Consider the following 20134-nt stretch of genomic DNA (forward strand, 5'->3'; position numbering starts at 1 on the left):
ACCGGGGGTCCGGGGTCAGCCGATCGGTTGATGCCCGGGCGGCGGGCGCGGGTGAGGATGGGACCTGGTTCCGGTGAGGACCGGATTCCGGTACGAGGAGTGGTGGACGTGGAGCAGGACCCCGACGCCCGCTGGCTGGCCCGGGTGATGCACGCCGCGTTCTTCGCGCTGCTCGGCGCCTCGCTGGTCCGGTTCCTGCTGCGGCACCCGTGGCTGGACCTGGGCCCGTGGGTGGTGGCCCTGTCGGCGGCGCTCGCGGTGCTGTACGTGCTGCCCGTGCCACGCCAACTGCCCTGGCTGGGCACGGTCGTCGCCGTGTGGATGGTGCTGGTGGTGCTGGCGCCGAGCTTCGCCTGGTGCGCGGTCCCGCTGTTCTACACCGGGCTGCGTACGCTGCGCCCGCGCGCCGCGCTCGTGCTGGTCGCCCTGCTGACGGTCTTCGTCGTGACCGCCCAGCTCAGACTGGCCGACGGCGCCCTGGACCCCAACCTGCTGGTCGCCCCGCCCGCCGTCGCGGCCATCGCCACCGCCGTGTTCGTGCACGCCCAGCGGCAGGCGGAACGGCTGGCCGCCACCGAGCGGCGCGAGGGCGTCCTCGCCGAACGGCAGCGGTTGTCGATGGAGATCCACGACAGCCTCACCCAGGGCCTGTCCAGCCAGCGGATGCTGCTCCAGGCGGCCGACCGCACCTGGGACACCGACCCGGCGGCCGCCCGCCGCCATGTCCGTACGGCCGCCTCGACCGCCGAGCACAGCCTGGCCGAGGCCCGCCGGTTCGTGCACGACCTGGCGCCCGCCGACCTCGCCGGGGGCGGCGGCCTGGAGGAGGCGCTGCGCCGGCTTGCCGCCCGCGAGTCGGCGGAGTTCCCGGTCGGCTTCCGGGTGGACGGCCCGCCGGTCGACCTGCCGGACCGGGTGCGGTCGGCCCTGTTGCGGATCGCGCAGGGCGCCCTCGCCAACGTACGGGAGCACGCCGGGGCGACGTCCGCCGCGCTGACCCTCACCTACCTGGACGACCAGGTCGTCCTCGACGTCGCCGACGACGGGCGCGGCTTCGACCCCGGGGCCGTACCGCCGCCCGGCGTCCGGGGAGACGGCGTCCGGGGCCACGGTGCCCGGGGCCACGGTCTGCCCGCGATCCGGGCCCGCGCCGAGCAGCTCGGCGGCACCCTCACCGTCGAGTCCGCGCCCGGCGAGGGCACGGTCCTGTCCGTGTCGATCCCCCTGGAGGCCCCCCGGTGACCGTACGCATCCTGCTGTGCGACGACCACGTCGTCGTACGCGCCGGGCTCCTCGCGCTGCTCGGCAGCGCCCCCGGCATCGAGGTCGTCGGCGAGGCGGGCAGCGGCGAGGAGGCCGTGGCGACGGCGGCCAAGCTGCGGCCGGACGTCGTCCTGATGGACCTCCAGCTCGGGCCCGGCATCGACGGCGTGGAGGCCACGCGTCGCATCACCGCCACCCTCCCGGAGGTCCGGGTCCTGGTCCTCACCACGTACGACACGGACGCCGACGTCACCCGCGCGATCGGCGCGGGCGCCACCGGCTACCTCCTGAAGGCCGAGCGCCCCGAAGAACTGTTCGCCGCCATCCACGCCGCCGCCCAGGGCCGCACCGCCCTGTCCGCCCCGGTCGCCCGCCGCGCCGCCTCGGCCGCCTCCGCCCCGGCCCTCACCGACCGCGAACGCGACATCCTGGGCCAGCTCGCACGGGGCCTCGGCAACCGGGAGATCGCCCGCGCCCTGTTCATCAGCGAGGCGACGGTCAAAACCCACCTGGGCCGCATCTACGCCAAGCTGGGCGTGGACACGAGGGCGGGCGCCGTGGCGGTGGCGAAGGAGCAGCGGCTGCTGCCGTGACCGGCGAGCCGGACGGGCGGGTCAGAACAGGCCCTTGTAGCCCTGCCAGCCCGTACCGAGCCCGACCGTGGAACCGAACGACCCGGTTCCGTTGCCGCTGTTGCGCAGCAGGGCACCGGAGGTGTTCCGGGACAGCAGGTCCGGCTTGCCGTCACCGGTGATGTCACCGACGCCGACGAACGCGTTGCGGCCGCTCGCCCAGTTGCCGCCGAACACCAGGACGCGCGGCTTGACCGTGCCCGTCGCCGTGCCGTCGTACCGCCACAGCGCGTTGGCACCGTCCACCGCGAGCAGGTCGCCGACGCCGTCACCGTTGAGGTCACCGGCCCCGAACACCGCCCGGTACGCCTTCCAGTTCGTACCGATCCGGCCCCGCGCCTTGAGCTTGCCCGCGCCGTCGTCCGCGTACAGGTAGACGTCACCCGTGGTCGCCTGACGTGCCACCAGGTCCGGGCGCCCGTCACCGGTCAGGTCACCGGGCGAGGTCAGGACGTTGAACTGCTTCCAGGTGGTGCCCAGCGAGGTGTACGCCGTCCTGGGCGTCGGCGCCGACCCGCAGGCGGGCTTGTAGGCGCGCAGCTCGCCGGTGCTCATCCGGACCAGCATGTCGCTGCACCGGTCGCCGTTGAGGTCGCCGAACGGCACCGCCACGACGGAGGTTCCCCAGCCGGCGCCCGAGGGGCCGTCGATGAAGTTCCAGTGCTTGTGGCGGATGGCGAGGGTGCCGGAGGCGTCGAGGGCCACGAGGTCGCCCTGCCCGTCGGCGTCGCCGCCGTCGCTGGTGTAGTCGCGGAATACGGCGGAGCCTTTGCTGACGCGGCTGGTCCCGGTGGCCACCGCCACGGCGCTCCCGCCGCCGGCGGGTACGGCCGTCAGGGTCCAGCGGAAGGTGCCGTTCGGGGCGTAGGCGCCCGCGTCGGTGCGGCCGTTCCACGACACCGAGACGGCGGCCCTGGCGTCCTGGCCGCTGATGGTGCGCAGCACCTTGCCGGTCAGGGTCCGAATGGTCAGGGTCCAGGAGGCAGCGGGCCGCGAGAGCGTCCAGTCGCCGTACCAGGTGCCGGACGTGGTGCCGATGAAGAACCACGGCGTCACCTCGGAGCCGATCACGGCCGGCGGGGTGGTGGGCCGGATTCCGGTCCCGACGACGCGCACCTGCTCCAGCGGGCCGCTGACGTAGGCCACCATGCCGGTGTACTCGTCCACGGCCCAGCGGTAGCGGCGGTCCGTGGTCAGCGCCGTGCCGGGGAGGGCGGCGAGGGTGCGGGTGAGCGCCGTACCGGACGTGACGTCCGTGGTCACCAGCGTGCCGGCGGCGTGGTCGTGCCGGACCGTGAACCCGTCGCCCAGCAGGACGTCACCCGGGGCGACCGGGACGGACGTCTTCTGCACCGTGTCGTACACCCCGGCGGGCCCGGCGGTGCCGCAGCTCCAGTACAGCCACTTGCCGGCGGCCTGGAGCTCCTGCGGGACGCAGGTTGCGCCGGGGACCGTCACCGTGCTCGTGGTCTTCGCGGTGCGCAGGTCGTACGAGGTGAGCTGGCCCTTCGTGGCCGTCGGGCGCCACACCACGGGGCCGGCGAGGGCGGCGGCGCCGGCCGGGCCGGTCAGCTTGATGCCCCGGCCGAGCTCGGCGACGTACTGCTTGGGGGCGGCGCCGGGCGAGTTGTAGACGACGTGGCCGTCGGCGGCGTCGACGATCGTGCCCTTGGTGGCGCCCGCCGGGAACTCCGCCCCGTAGGTCTCCCGTCCCTCGTCGTTCAGCACCTCCGCCGAGTCCCGGTCGCCGTACTTCTGCGTCAGGATGACGTCGCCGCCGGTGTGGTGGTTCGGCCAGATCTCGCGGCACATGAGCGTGGAGACGGGGCACACCGAGTTGACACCCTGCCCGGTGACGGGGGTGGGGGCGGTGGGCACGGGGGTGCCGGTGGCGCCCAGGTTCCAGGAGTTGGTCTTGAGCGTGCTGCCGGCGGCGTACCCGACACGGAGGTGGCCGCGGCTGAAGGCCAGGGCACCCTTCTGTCCCTCGTACGGGGCAATCTTGTGCACCTTGGTGAGCGCCGGGACCCCGCCGGTGCCCGGGGCGATCCGCCGCACCCACCAGTCGGTCGCGGTCGTGCCGCCGGTGACCAGCGCCGAGCCGTCGGGCGCGGCCTGGACGCCCTGGCCGGAGCGGGTCAGCAGCGTCCGGGCGGGGCCGCCGTCGAGCGGCACGGCCACGACGGGGTGGGAGGGGTCCGGCCCGCCCCGGTGCTGGGCGAGGACGAGCCAGTCGCCGACGAGCGCGGCGTCGGAGCCGTACGCGCTGGTCGCGGCCAGCTTGTGCGTCGTCTCCTGGCCGGCCGGCGCGGAGCGCTGCTTGAGGCGGAGGGTGGCGGTGGTGGCGTCGTACCAGCCGATGCGTGTCCGGTCGAGCAGCACGTCCCCCGTGCCGCTTCCCGCGTCGTCGAAGACGCCGGTCGCCGTCGCGGTCGCGAAGTCGACGTACCCGAGCCGCCGGGTGCCGTCGGGGAAGACGTAGTGCACCACGACGCCCGCGGCGTCACCGGTGGCCACGGACACGCCGTCGGCGCCCGCGGGGATGCCCGACACCGGGCGGCTGCGCTGCTCGCCGTCGACGACCTCGGTCAGGGCGAACTCGTCCGTCCCGTACCCGGACACCACGACGGACCCGAAGGTGCCCTGGTAGGCGCCCTCGAAGCCGTCGACCGTGGCCAGGAGGTCCCCGGTGGCCATGTCGCGCAGGTGGACCGGGCCACGGGCCATCTGCTCCGGCATGGCGGCGACGTCTCCGCCGCGCCCGTACATCCCGTCCTCACAGGAGAAGTAAACGGTGTAGCAGTCCCAGCCGTAGGGGACGTCGTAGACCCGGCCGCTGTCGTCCTTGACGGAGACGGTGGAGCCGTCGGCGTACGAGGTCCACAGCAGGCCCTCGGCGTCCCGCCCGCCCTGCCGGTGCAGGAATCCGGTGGCCCCCGCCGCCAGCATCTGCGCCGCCCGCGGTGTGGTCCTGCTCGGGTTCTCCAGGACCACCTCGGGGGTGGGCGTCGCCGCGACGGCGGCGGTGCCTCCGCCGAGCGGCAGGACCACGGCGCCCGCCGCGACGCAGGCGGTGATCAGTGTGGTGGCGAGCGCACGGCGGCGCACGCGATATCCGGCCAACAGGAGGCCCCCCAGGAAGCGTGAGTAAACGCGGGCAGGCTCCCGACCCCCCAGTCATCGCCTGCCACTCGCACAAGTGCGCGGATCATAGCAACGCCCGGCGGTGACGTTTCCGCAGGCCACGTGACACCATCGACCACGTGCTCGACATCGGCTACTCCCTCTCCCGCCGCTTCCCGGACCCGCCGCAGACGGACTACCGGCACGCGGACGTCCACGCGCTGCGGCACGACCTGTTCTGCGGCGACGTGTACCTCGCGGACACCAAGGCCGACCGGGAGATTTCCACAGCCTGGGGATGGGTGCCGGTGCTCGACTTCGCGTGGGCGCTGTGCGACATCGTCGAGCGGCTCGACCGCGACCCGCGCGGCAGCCGGGCCGCGCAGCCGCAGTACGCCGAGCTGGACTTCACCGAGTCCACGGACCGGATGCTCTTCGAGCGCCGGTTCGGCTGGGTGGACGTCGAGGCCGACTGGATGCCGGCCGAGGAACCCCCGCTCACGTTCAGCCACGCGGCGCTGCGCCGGGAGGCCCGCGACTTCCTCCACGACCTGATCGCGGACCTCACCGACATGCACGAGGGCCTCGCCGACAACCCGGTGATCTGGACCCTCCAGTCCCGCTTCCCCCGCGTCCCCTGACGGCCCCGGCGCCCCCGACGCCCCTTGACCTCAAGCGCGCTTGAGGTTGGAGGCTCTTCTCCGTACCCCAGCCGTACCAGCCGTACCGCGGCAGCAGAGGAGAGCCCACCATGCGCGCCATCCGCCTCCACGCCTTCGGCCCCGCCGAGAACCTCAGCTACGAGGAGACGCCCGACCCCACCCCCGGCCCCGGCCAGGTCCGGATCGCCGTCACGGCGGCCGGCGTGCACCTGCTGGACACCGCGCTGCGCCAGGGCCTGAGCGGCCCGTACCCCGCCCCCGCCGAGCTGCCCACCGTCCCCGGCCGCGAGGTCGCGGGCACGGTCGACGCGGTCGGCGAGGGCACCGACCCCGGGTGGCTCGGCAAGCGGGTGGTCGCCCACCTCGGCATGGCCCTGGGGGCACCTCCCGGGCGAAGCTCCGGGGGAGGCTACGCCGAGCTCGCCGTCACCGACGCCACCAGACTCCACGAGGTCCCGCCCGCCCTCGACGACGCCGAGGCCGTCGCGATGATCGGCACCGGCCGCACCACGATGGGCATCCTCCAGTTCGCCGAACTCGGCCCGGACAGCGTCGCCCTGGTCACCGCCGCGGCCGGCGGGATCGGCACGCTCCTCGTCCAGTACGCCAAGAACGCCGGCGCCACCGTCATCGGCCTCGCCGGCGGCCCCGAGAAGGTCGCCCGCGTCCAGGCGAACGGCGCCGACCTCGCCGTCGACTACACGCTCCCCGACTGGGCGGACCGGGTCCGCGCCCACCTCGGGGACAGGAAGGCCACCGTCGTCTTCGACTCCGTCGGCGGCGCCACCGGCCGCACCGCCGTCGACCTCCTCGGCAAGGGCGGGCACCACCTCGTCTTCGGCTGGGCCGGCAAGGGCCCGCACGACGGCGAACCCCTCACCTTCACCGACGAGGAGCTCGCCGAACGCGCCATCACCTCCCGGTCCGTACTCGGCCCGGTCATGCTCCGGAAAGCCGGCGGCGACATACGCACCCTGGAGCTCCGCTCCCTCGCCGAAGCAGCCGCCGGCCGCCTCCGCCCCGCCGTCCAGCGCTTCCCGCTCGCCGAGGCCGCCGCCGCCCACCGCGCCCTGGAGACCCGCGCCACGATGGGCAAGGTGGTCCTGGTCCCCTGACCCCGCCGGGTGAACCCGCGTAACGGAACCGGCGCAGTCCCCGGCGTGGAGCGGGCCCCGGCGGCACCCCGCTCCCGCACCATCCAAGCCACCGGGCCCACCGGGCCACCGGGCCACCGACCCACCCGGCCCACCCGGCCCACCAAGCCCACCGGGCCGGGCCCACCAAGCCCACCGGACCCACCGGGCCGGGCCCACCAAGCCCACCGGGCCCACCGGGCCGGGCCCACCGGGCCCCCGGACCCACCGGCCCGCCTAGCTGGAGGCAAGGATGACCACCCGCACCACGCGACCACGCGCCGCCAAGAGACCCCCCACCGCCCTGTACGCGCTCAGCGCCCTGTCCCTGCTCCTCCTGTGGACCGTCACCACGGCCCACGCCACCCCACCCACCCCACCCAACCCACCCACCGCCGCACCGGCCGAAAAAGCCCCACCGCCCACCACCCCCGTCACCCACTGCGCCCCCGGCGGCACCCTCCGCGGCCCGCACGGCCAGTACGCCGACATCGCCCTGTGCGTCACCAACACCGGCGCCACCATGACCGTGTCGGCCGCCGCCACCTGCCGCCGGGGCACCACCGGGGCCCGCCCCGCCTGCCGCACGTCCGGCACCTGGACCGCCCACCGCCACGGCACGCCCGCCCACACGCCCACCGCCACCGGCACCCTCGCCGGCCGCGCCGACTACCCGGGCCCCGGCACGTACGACATCGGCGCCACCGTCCACGTAAGCTCCGACCCGCCCGGAACCGACCTGCGCGGCCAGGTACGCGCCACCGTCACGCTCACCGACGCCAAGCCACAGCCCACGCACCGCGTCGACGTCACCCCGGCACACAGCGCCCTGAAGCCCGGCGCGACCACCACCCTCACCTACACCGTCGCCCGCGTCAGCGACCACGGCGACGGCAGCGCCCGCCTCGGCCTCATCGGCGAGGAGACCACCGGCATCGAACTCACCTCGCCCGACCGCCGCTGCGTCAACCCGCTCCCCGGCCGCTACCCCTCCACCACCCGGAGCCTGTACGCACTGGACTGCGCCCTCACCGACCTCCAGCCGGGCCGGCCCACCACCGTCACCGTCCGGGCCACCCTCAAGTCCGCCTGCTCCACCGTCGTGTCCAAGCTGGGCTACTGGACGCCCAGGGGCCAGGAGAGCACCGGCGGGATGCTCACCGGCCCCACCGTCACCTGCACCACCGGGTGATCACGACCCCAGCTCCGCCAGCGCCCCGTCGGTCAGCCGGTACACCGTCCACTCGTCCTGCGGCCGCGCGCCCAGCGACTCGTAGAAGTCGATCGACGGGGTGTTCCAGTTCAGGACGGCCCACTCAAGCCGTTCGTACCCCCGCGCCACACAGATCCGCGCCAACTCCCGCAGCAGCGCCTTGCCGTACCCGCCACCCCGCAGCTCGGGCCGCACATACAGGTCCTCCAGGTAGATGCCGTGGACCCCGCGCCACGTCGAGAAGTTCAGGAACCACAGCGCGAAGCCCGCGACCTCGCCCTCCTCCGTCTCCGCGATGTGCGCGAACGCGGCGGGCCGCTCGCCGAACAGCGCCTCCCGCAGTTGCTCCTCGCTCGCCCGCACCTCGTCCAGGGCCTTCTCGTACTCGGCGAGCTCACGGACCATCGCGTAAATGGCGGGTACGTCATCGACAACAGCGCTACGAATCATGACGGCAGCCTAAGTACCAACGCTCAGCACCACCGCCCCACCCCTACGACCCCAACCCCCAGGCCCTACCGCCCCAACAGCAGCCGCCCCACCACCACCCGCTCACCCTCCAGCACCGTCTCCCCGTCCTCCACGTCCCACAACGAGTCCTGCAACACCCGCCCCAGCGTCCACGCCCTCGCCCGCTCCCGGTCCAGCCCCAGCACCTCCGTCATCAGATCGAAGCGCCACAGCACATCGCCCGCGTCGAACCGGTTGAACAGCGACGGCAGCAGCTCGAAACCCGGGTCCCCCGCCAGCGGCTTCGGGTCGATCGCCAGCCACGGCTCACGGCCCGAGGCCAGGACGTTGTCGAAGTGCAGGTCCCAGTGGAGCAGCCGGTCCCCCGGCTCGCCCGCCACCTCCCGGACCGCCGCCGCGCAGTCCCGCAACAAGCGCCGGTCGTCCTCACGCTCCAGCTCCGCCACCGCGTCCGGCACGTCGTCGAGCATCTCGGCCGCGATGTCGCCCAGACTCCGCATCCCCGCCGGCGCGTCCACGGCCACCAGCCGCGCCATCAGCTCCGCCAGGATCCGCGTCGCCTCCTTCGAGTCCTCCACCGACGACAGCGACCGCCCCTGATCGAGCCACTCCAGCAGCAGCGTCCCCGTCCCGGCGTCCTCCCTCAGCAGCCGCACCGCGCCCGCGCCGTCCCACGCCCGCAGCGCGGCACCCTCCCCCTCGCTCTCCTCGTCCAGCAGTTGGAGCTTCAGCGCGGCACGCGTACCGTCCCCCGCCACGACCGGAAGCACCAGCGCCGACCACCCGTGCATCGCCGGGCCCGTGAGCCGCAGCCCCCACTCCTGGAGGAACCGCTCGGCCCGCCCGGGCAGCTCCGCGATGAACGCCCGGCCCTCCGCGCCGTTGATCTCGCTCTGGACCCGCGCCAGCTCCGCCGGAACCTCGATCACTCCACACCCCATCCGATAACGTCCACACCCACCCACTGGCGATGGACCCAAGGAACCACATGAGCACCGTCAACGGCGGCATATCGTTCTGGTACGCACAGGAGGGCACCCCCGCTCCCCGGGAGCCCCTCCCCGGCGACACCACGGCCGACGTCTGCATCGTCGGCGGCGGCTACACCGGCCTGTGGACCGCGTACTACCTGAAGAAGGCCGTCCCCTTCCTCAACATCATCGTCCTCGAAGCGAAGTTCTGCGGCTACGGTGCTTCCGGCCGCAATGGTGGCTGGCTCTACAACGGCATCGCCGGCCGCGGCCGCTACGCCAAGGCACACGGCCACGAGGCCGCCGTACGCCTCCAGCAGGCGATGAACGACACCGTCGCCGAAGTCGTGAAGGTCGCGTCCGACGAGAACATCGACGCCGACATCCACCAGGGCGGCGTCCTCGAAGTCGCCTACGGCCCCGCCCAGTTGGCCCGCCTCAAGGCGTTCCACTCCGTCGAGGTGGCCTTCGGCGAGACCGACCGCGAACTGTACGGCGCCCGCGAGACCGCCGCCCGCGTCCGCGTCACCGGCGCCGTCGGGTCGAGCTGGACCCCGCACGGCGCCCGCGTCCACCCGGTCAAACTGGTCACCGGCCTCGCCGCCACCGTCGAAGCCCTCGGCGTCACGATCCACGAATCGACCCCGGTCACCGAGATCAAGCCGAAACACGCCGTCACCCCGTACGGCACGGTCCGCGCCCCCTACGTCCTCCGCTGCACCGAAGGCTTCACCGCAAGCCTCAAGGGCCACAAGCGCACCTGGCTCCCCATGAACTCCTCCATGATCGTCACCGATCCACTCCCCCAGGAACTGTGGGACGACATCGGCTGGACCGGCCGCGAAGCCCTCGGCGACATGGCCCACGCCTACATGTACGCCCAGCGCACCGCCGACGACCGCATCGCCCTCGGCGGCCGCGGCATCCCCTACCGCTACGGCTCCCGCACCGACAACGACGGCCGCACCCAGCCCGCCACCATCGACGCCCTCCGCGAGATCCTCACCCGCCTCTTCCCCCGCCTCGCCGGCATCCCCGTCGCCCACGCCTGGTCCGGCGTCCTCGGCGTCCCCCGCGACTGGTGCGCCACCGTCACCCTCGACCGCTCCACCGGCCTCGGCTGGGCCGGCGGCTACGTCGGCTCCGGCGTCGCCACCGCCAACCTCGCCGCCCGCACCCTCCGCGACCTGATCCAGCAGGACTCCGGCCAGTCCGGCCCCACCGACCTCACCACCCTCCCCTGGGTGAACCACAAGGTCCGCTCATGGGAACCCGAACCCCTCCGCTGGCTCGGCGTCCACACCCTCTACGCCGCCTACCGCACCGCCGACCGCCGAGAAGCCACCACCCACACCCCCACCACCGACCGCCTCGCCACCCTCGCCGACCACATCTCCGGCCGCCACTGACCCTGAACACGGAAACGCCAAAGACCCCGGACGGATGTCGTGACGGGCCCTGAAAGGCGGGCCCGGCGGGGTCAGCACGTGACGTGGAACTCGTTCCCGGCGGCGTCGAGGAACTCGCCGGGCTCCCCGCTGGGACGAGTGACCTCCAGGCGCAGCCTGTTCCGCGCCGCCTTCGGGGCCGCAGGCGGCCCCATCACCAGCGAGACCGTGCTGGAGGGGCTCCGGCGCAGCCGGACCCCCCAGTCGTGGGACTCGACCGCGTGCCAGCCCGCCTGGGACCGCCAAAAGGCCGACTGCGCACAGCGGTCCTCCTCGGCGACGTCAAGGCAGACCGCGACGAGACCGGAGTCGGTGAGCACACCGGGATGACCGGGACGCAGCACGCAGAACTCGTTGCCCTCCGGATCGGCCAGCACATCCCACGGGACATCCCCCTGACCGATGTCGACCCGCGTCGCACCAAGTGCGAGCAGGCGCGCCACCTCGCCCTGCCAGTCCGGGCCACCGGCCAGATCGAGGTGGAGCCGGTTCTTGTGCACCGGCTTCGGCCTCGCGCACGGCTCGAACCGCAACTGCAGGCCGCCGGTCCTGCCCTGTGTGGCGTCCAGCCAGAAACGGTCCATGCGCGTGACATCCAGCGCGTCGATCACGATCCCGGTCAGCATCCTGTCCCCCAGCCGTCGAAGCCGTCACCGCTCATTGTCGCTGCCGCCGCCGACGTCAAAGCCGATCCGCAGGTGGGGGCTGACACAGCCGCCCGGGGTAACGGTGGCAAACGATGAGTCAGCCCACGCCCACTACTCAACCTCAATACCGAAATCGCCCACCAGCGCCGCCAAACCGCCCGAATAGCCTCTGCCTCCCAGAACGAAATCCCAGTCACCACCCACGCGGCGCCTGAACGACCCAAGCACCAAGGCCGTCTCCCCAGCCCGACCGTCCGAAACCATCAACCGATCGAGCTCCACCCCCAACGCATCACGCAACCGGATTCCCGCATCCGTGAACCCCGACAAATCCGCATCCGGATTCACCTCCGGATCCACAGCAGCCACCAACACCAGCCGGTCAGCCCCCTCAGGCAACCCGTCAAAAGCCACCCGAACAGCAGCCCGGTCCCCCGCGAACGCACGAATCATGCGCACCGAACCGTCTGGCGTCCCCGGATTGTTGAAGAACACGAAGTGATCGTCGCTGAGAACACGCGACCCCGCACACACCAGCGCACACACATCGAGAGCCACCGAACCAGACCAGTCCATACCCAGCACGTTGAAATCAGCCACCTCCTCATCGACCGACGCCGGCACCATCCCCACATCCGGCCCGGCCTCGGGCACGGCCGACTCGTTCCCAAGACGCCCACGCAAACCATGCCGATGCAACAGGTCCACCAGCTCCGACCCGGAAACCAGCGTCAACGGCTTGCCATTGGCGAACGTATACGAGCCAGGCCCAAAGCCCGACGTCGTCACAAGCACGCCCTTGTTCGCACCCGCACCCTGCACGGTGCCGAACAGATCACGCACCGCACTCGGCGGAACCGTGTTCCGGTACCGCTTCACCTGAACGATGATCGAGCCACCGCTGATCGGATCCGGATCGACAGCAGCCACATCCACACCACCGTCATTCGACCGCTGCGTCGTCACCGCCTGAAGCCCCCGCGCCCGGAACAACTCCGCGACCAGCCCCTCGAACTCCACCGGATCCATCGCCAGCAGATCCGGCTCCTCACCACCCCCGTGCGACGCCACGCCCGACCCCACCTGCTCCGGCGACCGCACCGGCCGAACCGCGACCCGCTGATCCGGCCGAGCCGACAACTGCCCCCGCAACGCATCCGTCAAGCACTCGACAGCTCCCACAAGCTCCAGATGAAGCCCCTCGAACACCTCCCGCTCCACCAGCACCGCCGCAAGCACCACCCGCGCGGGCCGCCCCGTCGCAGGATCGCGATCATCCACGAACCCGTTCAGCGCCACCGACCTCAGCGCCCCCACCTCATCCGCGGCGAACAACTCCCGCAACGCCAACAGCACGCATTGCGCCAATACATCCCGGTACAACGCACGCCGCTGCGTCATCGGCCGGACGATCAGCTTCTCCTGGTCCGTACCGACCAAATACCGCACACCCTTGGCCTCCGGCACCACGTCGAACCCCGGCAGCTCCCAGTCCAACACCAACTGCCGAGCCCCCCGGTCGTATGCGGCCGACACCTGCCGCGGAAAACCCTCCGGCCACCCCGACGACGCATACAAAGCCGCCGAAAAGTACTCCACCACCGTCTCCGGCTCACCCGACCGCAACGCCTCCACCAAACCCGCGATCCCCGCGTTGTGCTCCCGCACCTCCCTCACCCTGGCGGCCGCCCACTCCTCGTACTGCCGCTGATAGGCCCCCAACTGCTCCAGGCGCCGCGCCTCAGCCGCCTGCGCCGCGAACCAATCCCGCTCGAAACGCGCCCGCGCCTCCCGCTCCGCCTGCGCCCGCCCACTCGCCGTCCACCCACCCTGCGCCTGATACCGCGCCGGATCCGGCATCACCACCGGCTGCCCCAACGGCCCCGGCGAAAACGGCTCCACCGCCTCATCACGCCTTAACGCCGACACCCGAAACGCCGGCGCCCGACACCCCGCCGCCAGCAACCCCTCCAACACCGCGACCCGAGCATCCAGCTCCCTCGACCGCCGGAGAACATCAGCCTCACGCTGCCGCCGGTACGCCGCCTGCTGCTCCCGGTGCATCCGCGCCATGTCCCGCTCATACGCCCGCTGCTCCCGCTCGGCCCGCAGACGCTCCTGCCCCACCGCCCTCTGCCGCGCCTCCGCCTGCCGCTGCTGCTGCCGCTGGGCCTCCGCCCACGCCCCGATCAGCCCACCCGAACGACGACTCATCCGACACACCCCTCCCCAGGCACGTCAGGTACACCCCTCAAACGCAAAGTGTCCCGGACCTGAGTGGTCCGGGACACGGTTTTGCTGGAGCCGCCTGTCGGAATCGAACCGACGACCATCCCATTACAAGTGGGGAGCTCTTCCGCTGAGCTAAGGCGGCATCGCGTACGTCGAGCCGCACGCGAGAGGCGCCCCCACTCTACACAGCACCGGATTCCCGAGACCATGAAGTTCTTGCCCGCGACCTTCCGTGCAGGTGTTCGTTGAATGCACTGGAGTGCTGTTCCGAAGATCGGATCGGGGGCAAGGGGATGACACATGCGGTCGAGGGGCCGGTACGGGTTACGGGCCCAGAGGCCAAGCGCGTCAAGCGCGAGGTGCTGGGCATCGCCGACCGGCATGCGCGTCACGGCCGTGCGTCCGGGCCGATGCAGCAGCGCCCCAAGGAGGCCGCTACCCAGCAGCGGGTCTACCGCTTCCGCTTCTATCCGTCGCGTGACCAGGCCGAGCAGCTTGAGCAGACCTTCGGAGCCTGCCGGTGGGTCTACAACCAGGGCCTGACCCTGCGGGCGGAGGCGTGGGAGAGGCACCGGGTGTCGGTCGGATACGCAGAGACGTGCCGTGCTCTCACCGGATGGCGCCGGGCGGAGGACACGTCCTGGCTCCGGGCGGTCTCCTCAACGGTTCTCCAGCAGGCCCTGCGCCACCTGGACGGAGCGTTCCAGCGCTTCTTCCGCAAGGCCGCGAAGTTTCCGAAGCTCAAGCGGAAGCGCACCGCGCGGGACTCGGCAACGTACGTCCGGACGGGCTTCCGGTGGCTTGAGGACCTGGAGCGGCCGGGGACCGGCCTGGTGACGCTGGCCAAGCAGGCGGCTCCGCTGGACGTGCGGTGGTCCAGGGCCCTGCCCGCCGGTGTGGTGCCGGTGAAGCTGACGGTGACCCGGGACCGGGCGGGCAGGTACTTCCTGTCGATGCTGGTGGAGGAGCGGATCGCGCCTTTGCCCGGCGCCTTCGTACCGGGCTCACAGGCTCCCAAGGCCGTCGGGCTCGATCTTGGGCTGGCCGCTCTGGTCACGCTGGACGACGGCCGGAAGCTGGAGCACCCCCGCCTCTTGAAGAAGTACGCGAAGCACCTCGCCGACCTCCAGCGACAGCTCCACCGGAAGGAGAAGGGTTCCAAGAACCGAGGGAAGATCCGAAAGAAGATCGCCCGGCTGTACGCGCTGATCACCGACGTCCGCAGGGACATGCTGGACCAGTTCACCACCCGCCTCGTGCGCGAGAACCAAGTGCTCGTGGTGGAAGAACTACCCATCGCCAATCTGATGCGGCCGGCGGTCGGCAAGGGGCGGCGGCGGAAGGCGAAGCTGAACCAGGCCATCCGCGACGCGGCGTGGGGTGAGCTGCTGAGGCAGCTCCGTTACAAGTGCGAGTGGTACGGGCGGACGCTGGTGATCGTGGACCGTTTCTTCCCGTCGACGCGCCGCTGCTCGGCCTGTCATGCGAAGGGCCCGCGTCTGGATGTGTCGGTGCGGGAGTGGACCTGCAAGGAGTGTGGCGTGGTGCACGACCGTGATGTGAACGCGGCGGTGAACCTCCGAGACGAGGGTATGCGGCTCTACTGGCTGGTGGCCGCCGCTCTTCCTCCGGGCAGGACGCCGCCGGCGGTGATCAGGGCCTCGGAGCTGGAGCAGTACGCGCCGGCCGCCTGAGCCGGAGTGAGGTACGGACCGACGGGCCGTCGGCCGTCATGTCTGTGGAGCCCGCGTAAGACCGGCCGGGCGTGGCCCTTCAGGGCCATGGTCGGGCGGCGATGGGTGATGAAGCAGGAAGTGTTGCCCGCGAGGGCAGCAAGCCCCGGGGAGACAAGGGTCAAAAATCCGTTGCTCCGCTCCGCGTGGTACAGGTCAAAAGGTCGGTGCTCTGCCACCACCGCACCACCACCAACATTTCCTCCCGCCACCTACTGACAGACCGCATATCGCCAGGTAGCGTCACCCCAGGTTCACTCGCGTGGACCAGACCACTTCCATTCCTTTACTCGGATCGTCCGGCACGTTCCTGCCGGTGAAGGGACCGCATCACCATGGCTTCTGTCACGTTCGACAAAGCCACCCGGATCTACCCGGGTGGCACCAAGCCCGCCGTCGACCAGCTCGACATCGAGATCGCCGACGGGGAGTTCCTCGTCCTCGTCGGCCCGTCCGGCTGCGGCAAGTCGACCTCACTGCGCATGCTCGCCGGTCTGGAGGACGTCAACGGCGGCGCCATCCGGATCGGTGACCGTGACGTCACGCACCTGCCGCCGAAGGACCGGGACATCGCCATGGTGTTCCAGAACTACGCGCTGTACCCGCACATGACCGTCGCCGACAACATGGGCTTCGCGCTCAAGATCGCCGGCGTGAACAAGGCGGAGATCCGCAAGAAGGTCGAGGAGGCGGCGAAGATCCTCGACCTGACCGAGTACCTGGACCGCAAGCCGAAGGCGCTCTCCGGCGGTCAGCGGCAGCGTGTCGCGATGGGCCGTGCCATCGTGCGTGAGCCGCAGGTGTTCCTGATGGACGAGCCGCTGTCGAACCTCGACGCCAAGCTGCGCGTGTCGACGCGTACGCAGATCGCGTCGCTCCAGCGCCGGCTCGGCATCACCACCGTGTACGTCACACACGACCAGGTGGAGGCCCTCACCATGGGTGACCGGGTCGCGGTGCTGAAGGACGGCCTGCTCCAGCAGGTGGACACGCCGCGCAACATGTACGACCGCCCGGCCAACCTCTTCGTCGCCGGCTTCATCGGCTCCCCCGCCATGAACCTGGTCGAGGTCCCGATCACCGACGGTGGCGTCAAGTTCGGCAACAGCGTCGTGCCGGTGTCGCGTGAGGCGCTGTCCGCCGCGTCCGGCAAGGGCGACACGACCGTGACGGTCGGCGTCCGCCCCGAGCACTTCGACGTCGCGGGCGCCGAGAGCGACCAGGGCCTGGCCGTCTCGGTCAACGTCGTCGAGGAGCTGGGCGCCGACGGGTACGTGTACGGCTCCGCCCGCGTCGGCGGCGAGGACAAGGACCTGGTGGTCCGCGTCGGTGGCCGCTCCATCCCGGAGAAGGGCTCCGTACTGCACGTCGTTCCGCGCCCGGACGAGATCCACGTGTTCTCGACGTCGACCGGTGAGCGCCTCAGCGACTGATCCCGGCAAGACGCGTACCCGGCCCCGCACTTCGGTGCGGGGCCGTCTCGCATGGGGCGCCGGGATGTCGACAAATACCCCGGCACACGGGTCAATTCGGACCCTGTTCGTCAACACCCGATTCGAAAAGGAGCATCGAACCATCCCCCGTGGGGGTGACTAAATGTCTCCAAATCATCACTGGCCGCTACGCTCACGTCCGTGACCCACACCGCACGCCGAATCGGCCGCTCTCTCGCCCTTGTCCTGCCCGTCGTCCTGGTGCTCTCCGGAACTCTCGCGGTCACCAGCGTCCCGTGGGCGGGCAGCAGTTCCCAGACCCGGATGCTCACCGCGTCCTCGGAGAACGTCTCGGTACGGGCCAAGCCCCGTGCCCCGCAGGATATTCTCCGCGACAAGCTCCTCGCGGAGCTTCAGGAGAAGGACCCGGGTGTCGCCCTCACGCACCTCCAGCGCGCGGTGGAGGAGCGCCCGTCGCTCGCCAGGCACTGCATGTCGATCGCCCGCGCGCTCGGCCGTGCCGCCGTCCAGCACTACGGCCCCGTGAAGGCACAGACGTACTCCCGCCCCGTGTGCGACACGTCCTACGCCACCGGCGTCGCCCACGAGAGCTGAGGCGTATCACCAGCACCGAGGTGCGCCTATCGTGCGCGGTATGCACACCTCTCCGACGCAGGCCGTGGTCCTGGCGGGCGGCCAGGGTTCACGACTGCGCCCGTACACCGACGACCGCCCCAAGCCGATGGTCGAGATCCCGGGAACCGGGACCCCGATCATCGGCCATCAGCTTTCCTGGCTGGCCGCCGAGGGCGTGACCGACGCCGTCGTCTCCTGCGGCCACCTCGCCGAGGTGCTCCAGCAGTGGCTCGCGACGGCCGAACTGCCCTTGCGCGTCACCACCGTTGTGGAGCCCGAGCCGCTCGGCCGCGGCGGCGGCCTGAAGTACGCGGCCGCGCGCCTGCCGCTCCCCGACGAGCCGTGGTACGCCACGAACGGTGACATCTGGACCCGTTTCTCGCTGCGCGAGATGGCCGCGTTCCACGCCGAGCGCGACGCCGCCGCGACACTCGCCCTGGCCCGTCCCCGTATCCCCTGGGGGGCCGTCGAGACGGACACCTTCGGGCACATCACCGACTTCATCGAGTCGCCGCCGTCGCCCTACCTCATCAACGCGGGCGTGTACGTCTTCTCCCCGGCCTTCACGCGGCTCCTCCCGGACGTCGGGGACCACGAGCGCACCACGTTCCCCCGGCTGGCCCGTGAGCGGCGTCTGGCGGGCTTCCCGCTGCCGCAGGGGGCGTACTGGAGGGCCATCGACACCGCGAAGGACCTCCAGGAGGCGGCGAAGGAGCTGGCCGGGTCCTGAGCGGGCCGGCTCCTGAGCGGGCATGAATCGTGGGCGGGCATGAACTGAGCAGGCACAGGAAGAGGGCATACGGAAGGGGCGGTCACCGTGGGCACGGTGACCGCCCCTTCCTCCTGTGGTGTCCTGCCCTGTACGTCAGCCGAGCAGGCCGCCGATCGGGTTGCGGTTGCCGCCGGTGGACGAGCCGCCGTCGTTGCCGCCCGAGCCGTCGCCCGTACCGTCGTCGCCGCCGGTGCCGCCACCGCTGCCGGTGCCGCCCGTGGACGTCGGGCCGGCGCTGGAGGACGGCGGGGGCACGGGCTCGGACTGCTCCGGGGGCTGCTGTCCGGTGCCCTGGGAGGCGGTCGGCCGCTCCTCCTCGATGCGCTCGGCCTCGCTGGTCTCCTCGGCCGGGGAGGACGCCTGCTCCTCCGCCGTCGGTCCGGCGGACGCGGACGCCGAGGGCTCGGGGCGACGGGAGGACTCGCTGGCCGACGGGGAGTGCTCGCCGGGCTCCTCGGGGAGCGGCCGGCCGGGCAGGTGGTTGGTCGGGTCGTCGTTGGGCCCGGGGACGGTGACCATCTCGGTGGACCGTACGGCGCCGCCGAGGAGCGAGCCGATGAGCAGGGTCAGGCCCACCACGACGGTGGCGACGACCACGCCGCGCCGCAGCACCCGGCGGCGCAGGTCCCACAGCGCCGAGCGGGGCCCGAGGGTGCGCCAGGCCTCGCCGGCGAGGCGTCCGTCGATGGAGTAGACGGGCGCGCCGGCGATGATCAGCGGCGACCAGGCGGCGAGGTAGATGATGTCGGGCGCGTCGTAGACGGGGACGGTCTTCCAGCTCACGGTGAGGATCAGCGCGGCGGACAGCATCGCGCCGAAGACGGCGGCGACCCGCTGCCAGAGCCCCAGCACGGTGAGGACACCCACGACGACCTGGGCGAAGGCGACGGTGAGGCCGGCGCCGACGGGGTGGGCGAGTGCGAAGTCGCGCAGCGGCTCGGCGAGGGCCCAGGGGTGCAGGGAGGTGAGCCACTTGACCATGGAGCCGCGCTCGCCGCCGTCGAAGTAGACGGGGTCGCAGAGCTTGCCCATGCCGGCGTAGATGGAGATGAAGCCGAGGAACACGCGCAGCGGCAGCAGGACGACGCCGAGGTTCATCCGGCGGCCGGGGTAGTACGCGTGCCGGTGGGCGGGTCCGGTGTACGCCCCGGCCGCATCGCGGCCGTCGCCGTCGCGGCCGTCGTCCCGGCCGTCTTCGCCTTCGTACGTGTCGGAGTACGCGCCGGAGGACGCGTCGGTGTACGTGTCGGTGTACGGGTGGGGCTGGTCGTCGTAGGCGCCGACGGCGCGGCGCATGGGCGGCAGCAGCGGTGGCGCGTCGGGGCCGCGCTGGGCGCCGACGACGGGGGTCGGCATGGTGTCGTCGGAGAGGTCGACGCGCGGGATGACCTGGGTGGCGCCGCCGTCAAGCGTGTCGACGGCCGTCGATTCCCGCACGGCCTGGAGCAGCCCGGTCGCGCCGGGGTCGCCGGGCGAGGACTTCCCGCTCCACACGACGGGCGCGCGCCGCCGTGCCGTCGCGCCGCCGGCGGCGGCGCCGCTCATGGCGGGTACTCGGGTGGTGTCGGCCAACCGGGGCTTGTTCACCGGGGCGAGCTGCACACGGAAACTGGCGTGGTTCACGATGACCTGCGCGGGATCGCAATCCACCTTGACCATGCTCAGCGCAGGCTGATCGTCGAAACCGGGCCGGGGCGTTCTGGTGTCCACACTCATCTAACCGAGTGACGTGGGTTTAGGACACTGCCTTGACGGGTGGGAAATG

General features: G+C 71.8%; 16 protein-coding genes and 1 tRNA gene. 10 read left to right on the top strand and 7 right to left on the bottom strand.

Going from position 1 to position 20134, the window contains the following annotated elements; all coding sequences use genetic code 11:
• Positions 1–57 precede the first annotated feature (57 nt).
• Positions 58–1242: a sensor histidine kinase gene (locus tag ACZ46W_RS21170; protein WP_468339646.1), complete on the top strand. Its 1185-nt coding sequence runs from the start codon at positions 58–60 to the stop codon at positions 1240–1242.
• Entirely contained in the window at positions 1239–1856 is a 618-nt protein-coding gene (locus tag ACZ46W_RS21175) for a response regulator (RefSeq protein WP_468339649.1), read from the top strand. The genes ACZ46W_RS21170 and ACZ46W_RS21175 overlap by 4 nt, the downstream gene beginning before the upstream one ends.
• Before the next feature lie 21 nt (positions 1857–1877).
• Here ACZ46W_RS21175 and ACZ46W_RS21180 read toward each other — a convergent pair whose 3' ends face one another.
• Positions 1878–5003 carry an FG-GAP-like repeat-containing protein gene (locus ACZ46W_RS21180; protein ID WP_468339651.1) on the bottom strand — a complete coding sequence of 1042 codons (3126 nt, stop codon included), beginning with the start codon at positions 5001–5003 and terminating at the stop codon, positions 1878–1880.
• A gap of 155 nt (positions 5004–5158) precedes the next feature.
• On the opposite strand from ACZ46W_RS21180, the gene ACZ46W_RS21185 reads away from it, so the two are divergent.
• The 3 genes from ACZ46W_RS21185 (at position 5159) to ACZ46W_RS21195 (ending at position 8005) form a co-directional block, all read left to right on the top strand.
• Positions 5159–5659, top strand: coding sequence for a hypothetical protein (locus ACZ46W_RS21185; protein WP_468339653.1), 501 nt, complete (start codon positions 5159–5161; stop codon positions 5657–5659).
• Positions 5660–5769: 110 nt separating this feature from the next.
• The gene (locus tag ACZ46W_RS21190) at positions 5770–6795 is read left to right on the top strand and encodes a zinc-binding dehydrogenase (RefSeq protein ID WP_468339655.1); all 1026 of its coding nucleotides are present in this window, start codon (positions 5770–5772) and stop codon (positions 6793–6795) included.
• Between the two features lie 271 nt (positions 6796–7066).
• Positions 7067–8005: a hypothetical protein gene (locus ACZ46W_RS21195; protein ID WP_468339657.1), complete on the top strand. Its 939-nt coding sequence runs from the start codon at positions 7067–7069 to the stop codon at positions 8003–8005.
• Here the strand turns inward: ACZ46W_RS21195 and ACZ46W_RS21200 are convergent, their stop codons facing one another.
• Positions 8006–8476 carry a GNAT family N-acetyltransferase gene (locus tag ACZ46W_RS21200; RefSeq protein WP_468339659.1) on the bottom strand — a complete coding sequence of 157 codons (471 nt, stop codon included), beginning with the start codon at positions 8474–8476 and terminating at the stop codon, positions 8006–8008.
• Between the two features lie 65 nt (positions 8477–8541).
• On the bottom strand, positions 8542–9438 hold the full coding sequence (locus tag ACZ46W_RS21205; RefSeq protein WP_468339661.1) for an aminoglycoside phosphotransferase family protein: 897 nt from the start codon (positions 9436–9438) through the stop codon (positions 8542–8544).
• A gap of 47 nt (positions 9439–9485) precedes the next feature.
• On the opposite strand from ACZ46W_RS21205, the gene ACZ46W_RS21210 reads away from it, so the two are divergent.
• Positions 9486–10877, top strand: coding sequence for an NAD(P)/FAD-dependent oxidoreductase (locus ACZ46W_RS21210; protein WP_468339663.1), 1392 nt, complete (start codon positions 9486–9488; stop codon positions 10875–10877).
• A gap of 71 nt (positions 10878–10948) precedes the next feature.
• Here ACZ46W_RS21210 and ACZ46W_RS21215 read toward each other — a convergent pair whose 3' ends face one another.
• From ACZ46W_RS21215 to ACZ46W_RS21225, 3 genes are all read right to left on the bottom strand, one after another.
• On the bottom strand, positions 10949–11542 hold the full coding sequence (locus tag ACZ46W_RS21215) for a VOC family protein (protein ID WP_468339665.1): 594 nt from the start codon (positions 11540–11542) through the stop codon (positions 10949–10951).
• Between the two features lie 132 nt (positions 11543–11674).
• Positions 11675–13777, bottom strand: a complete 2103-nt coding sequence (locus ACZ46W_RS21220; RefSeq protein ID WP_468339667.1) for a restriction endonuclease — start codon at positions 13775–13777, stop codon at positions 11675–11677.
• Positions 13778–13862: 85 nt separating this feature from the next.
• Positions 13863–13937, bottom strand: a tRNA-Thr gene (locus tag ACZ46W_RS21225).
• Positions 13938–14088: 151 nt separating this feature from the next.
• Between ACZ46W_RS21225 and ACZ46W_RS21230 the strand changes: the two genes are divergently transcribed.
• From ACZ46W_RS21230 to ACZ46W_RS21245, 4 genes are all read left to right on the top strand, one after another.
• Complete coding sequence (locus ACZ46W_RS21230; protein WP_468339669.1) at positions 14089–15489, top strand: RNA-guided endonuclease InsQ/TnpB family protein; 1401 nt, start codon at positions 14089–14091, stop codon at positions 15487–15489.
• A 374-nt stretch (positions 15490–15863) separates the two neighbouring features.
• Positions 15864–16961: an ABC transporter ATP-binding protein gene (locus ACZ46W_RS21235; protein ID WP_366128982.1), complete on the top strand. Its 1098-nt coding sequence runs from the start codon at positions 15864–15866 to the stop codon at positions 16959–16961.
• Positions 16962–17162: 201 nt separating this feature from the next.
• Positions 17163–17576 carry a hypothetical protein gene (locus ACZ46W_RS21240; RefSeq protein WP_468339671.1) on the top strand — a complete coding sequence of 138 codons (414 nt, stop codon included), beginning with the start codon at positions 17163–17165 and terminating at the stop codon, positions 17574–17576.
• Between the two features lie 40 nt (positions 17577–17616).
• On the top strand, positions 17617–18327 hold the full coding sequence (locus tag ACZ46W_RS21245) for a nucleotidyltransferase family protein (RefSeq protein WP_366128985.1): 711 nt from the start codon (positions 17617–17619) through the stop codon (positions 18325–18327).
• A 135-nt stretch (positions 18328–18462) separates the two neighbouring features.
• Here the strand turns inward: ACZ46W_RS21245 and ACZ46W_RS21250 are convergent, their stop codons facing one another.
• Positions 18463–20085, bottom strand: a complete 1623-nt coding sequence (locus tag ACZ46W_RS21250) for a DoxX family protein (protein WP_468339673.1) — start codon at positions 20083–20085, stop codon at positions 18463–18465.
• Positions 20086–20134 lie beyond the last annotated feature (49 nt).

This window comes from Streptomyces sp. NPDC031064 (assembly GCF_055570965.1).